Annotated in this window: 4 protein-coding genes; all 4 read right to left on the bottom strand. The window is 35.3% G+C overall.

Translation table 11 applies throughout. The features are described from left to right. A partial coding sequence (locus AC1DO4_RS27615) for an N-6 DNA methylase (protein WP_477420992.1) occupies nucleotides 1-532 on the bottom strand: 532 nt, incomplete at its 3' end. 200 nt (nucleotides 533-732) lie between these two features. Then, nucleotides 733-1,509 carry a hypothetical protein gene (locus tag AC1DO4_RS27620; protein ID WP_477420993.1) on the bottom strand — a complete coding sequence of 259 codons (777 nt, stop codon included), beginning with the start codon at nucleotides 1,507-1,509 and terminating at the stop codon, nucleotides 733-735. Nucleotides 1,510-1,540: 31 nt separating this feature from the next. Further along, nucleotides 1,541-2,596, bottom strand: a complete 1,056-nt coding sequence (locus AC1DO4_RS27625; protein WP_477420994.1) for an HNH endonuclease domain-containing protein — start codon at nucleotides 2,594-2,596, stop codon at nucleotides 1,541-1,543. Next, nucleotides 2,593-3,318 (bottom strand): hypothetical protein, encoded by a 726-nt coding sequence (locus AC1DO4_RS27630; protein ID WP_477420995.1) that lies wholly within the window; start codon nucleotides 3,316-3,318, stop codon nucleotides 2,593-2,595. The genes AC1DO4_RS27625 and AC1DO4_RS27630 overlap by 4 nt, the downstream gene beginning before the upstream one ends. Nucleotides 3,319-3,483 lie beyond the last annotated feature (165 nt).

Below are 3,483 nucleotides of genomic sequence, written 5' to 3' on the forward strand. Positions count from 1 at the left end.
ACTCATTACTTAAGCTATTCATATGTGCAATTTCACCAGTAAGGGAGTTGAAAAGCATATTCAGCAATGCCATTTTACAGCATGTATTATCAAGATCGGCACCATAAAGATGTAGATACCGATTGATCTTTGCAGCAGCCAACAGCATCCTACCTGAACCACATGCACAATCAGCAACTGTTTGCCCTGGCAATGAGTTTTTACCAACTGATATTGTAGCCATCATATCACATATTGGTGTTGGTGTGAAATACTGACCATTATGACCATTCGAAATTGCTTGCATATAAAGTTCACCGAGTGGGTCATTGAAGCCCTCTGACAGCTCGCCAATGATGGTTACAAGGGTTACCAGTTGCTTTGCTTTGGGGTGAGTTTGATACTTTTCGAGTGCAACGTTTTGTGATTCTGCATTATCGAATTTCCTAAACGGTAACAAAGTCCAATCTAATATTTCAACAAAGGCAGTATGAAGGGATTGTCCATAAGCAAATCGTTCAAACTCTTTAAGTAGCTGTTTAATGTCGGTCATTGCAGTAAGTTTTATTTCGAGTGAATTCTCGAACGACTCACTGCTGGACAGCAGCACTAAGGCAAGGTGGAGATATAGAAACTGTGGAGGGTTCCCTTTGGGATGCCCTGTTTGTATATACTACCTTGAAGTGTAACGACTATGTGCTGATGTATCAGCTAACTTTGTGTGTAGAATTACGAATAACCATTTCTCCAATTTTAGGAGAATAAACTAATCTTTGTTATTTCTCCATTAACTACACTAAAACTTTTAAATGTCTTAAAAGAATATGTGCCATCTGCTAAGGGAGTGATCCTATCTTCTTTATAAACTAGGTTACCTATCCTGTAGTCAAATCCTTGTTCACAATAGGGATATTCAATCATTATTTTTTCACCATCTTTTAACACCAGTTCTTTTAAATAATAAAGATTTGTTAACCTTCCTGATTTTATGACAGCAGTATTTCCTTCTTTTGTTACGTATTTGCCATCTTCAACCTCTCTCATGCCTATGGTGACTGGTTTATCAGTCAAGTTGGGACTGTAATTGGCTTGATAAATTTCTAAGTTTTCGCCATTGTCTAAAACAAATCTTGTGACAAAGTTCTTCGCATAAAACAAATCCTTCAAATAGCTATCAACCTTTAGGTCTGGAATTAAAATTTCATTAACAAATACCACTTTCTCTCCTTTGACACCATCGTGTTTCAGTACCATAACTGCCTCGTCTATAAATGCCTGATTTAGTAGTATCTTGTCCTGAATCCTATCTAATAAGAGGCTTTTGGCTGCTTGCAGATACTCCCATTTTCCTATTTGAACTTTTCCATTAAAAGACATTATCAACTCACCATTCCTTTTAAATATCAGTTTTTGTTGATTGTCTTGATCGTCCAACCAAACCCAAGGCTTCTCAATAAATAGCTCTTTTTTATCTAAACTCAGGCTATATTCTTTAATTCTGGGGATCAAATTTGATAGGTATTCTTTCATATTATGTGCTAATGTATATCAAGTCTGATTGTTAGTTCATAAACTCAAAGCCATTGTTTGAGGCAATCGATATTAATGGCTGTAGTTGTTCTTTGAAGCGAGATTTCGAGTCTGTTCTCAAATTATATTTGAGAATATCGAGATTTGGTAAGATTGTAAGATATTCTTCCAAATATTTATTCTTTGGATCAACGCTACTTACTATTTCTAAAGCGGTAGCTTGAAGTTCGAAGAATTTATCAAAGTACTTATCTAGCCGCGGTAATTTATCACTCTTAATGCAATTAAAGGATTTGTTAGCAGGAATGAGATTCCAAATCAAATCATGAGTAACAAAGGCAAACGGCACAAAGTGGTCAACATCATAATCGTTTATTATTAACTTTTCATTTGTGTAAATGCAATCAAATGAACCTAACTCTTTAACTACAATGTCCCAAAAATTCTTGCGCTGCCCATTTAATCCGTTTCTTGTAGCCGGTCTGATAATCTTGTTTGAAATATTAGGAACGCTTGGGTTTCTTGATTGCAGGTAAAGAGTTAAATTCCAGTAGCAAAAATCTTTAAGCACCCTAGCGTTATTAATTAGATATGACTGCCATCGTGGATTTATGATAATGCTATCGTTTGTTAGGGAATAAACGCAGTTATTTTCAAAGTTAATGGATCGCTTATAAATCGTTGCTCTATCTTCTTTAGGAAACCATKGACTTAAAAACCAATGCGGCACCTGACTGTTAAAATGATTAAGTTCCTTAATGGTAGCCCTGTTATTTGTCGAGAGTAATTTATTTTCAATCGCCGTTTGCCTTTCATCGATCATTAAAGATTCAATAGCTTTTAGTGACTCTATTGTCCTTTGAAGTTTGTCTTGTGAACCAAACGAGACATGAAAGTAGTTGACTGTATACCAGGCATTGGATACCATGCTTGCAAAGAGTTCTCTTTTTGTTATAATATTGGATTGTTTTCTTTCTAACAATTGTAGGATAGAAAGAAACCAGTAGTATTTATAGGTAGTTGCTTTGTTATTAAAACTGGCAGCTAATAATGAAATTGAGAGGTTATTGTTTTGCGGAAGGTTCATTCAAATAATCTTAACACCGGTTTGCTATCTTCTAGTTTCCCCTGTGAAACTGTTATTAGTTGATAATATTCATTCCCGTCAACATCTTTGAAATTTAATTTTCCTTTAAAATATATTTCGTTAAAAGGACGAAATCCATTGGGTTGGTACGTAAGATTTAATAGTTCCTTTTGGCCAACGTCTTTTTTGTCTAATTCTACAGTCGTACCCACAGGTTCTAATATTTCGCACCAGATTTCTTGTGCGGTTTGTCCTTTGTTTAAAAGACCCAAGAAATAGTTGTAAGTCGGTGCACTTGCAGATCGATAAGTAAAATATGGTTTAATTTCGATTAACCGCTTTTGTTGTTCTATAGCTATCTTTTTCTCTTCTATTGCTTGCGCGCTTAAAGACAAATTTGCTTGATCTTCAATTTGCTTTTCAATCAGCTTATTATGATCAAACATTAAAGTTGATTGATATTTAAATTCTCCGGTTTGCACTAATAACAAGTCAATCTCAACCTGCATTTTGTCTACGAGATCATTCTGTGATGCCGAAATACTTTCTAGTGCAGTCAATTTTCTTTCTAATTCGATGTCCTTTTTGAATAATCGAAAGATGCCGAAAATTGCAGCCGGGACACCTAAAAAGGTTCCCGTGGCGCTAATCCAATCCGTGATAGATGGTTTGGTAAAATCAAGATGCCATATACCTGATAAAATTTGTATTACCTTCAACATTACCAAACTCCCATCCTTGGTTCCAAATCGATTCCTTTTCCCAGTTCTTCTGGCATAAATTCTATTACTTGAGTTTTACCGCTTTTATCTATCCATCTACATGTTATTTCATTAAGATCAGTATGGATTTCAATAGCGACCATTCTTAACGATGAGTTGCTTAGA

The organism is Mucilaginibacter sp. P5_A6 (genome assembly GCF_056400585.1).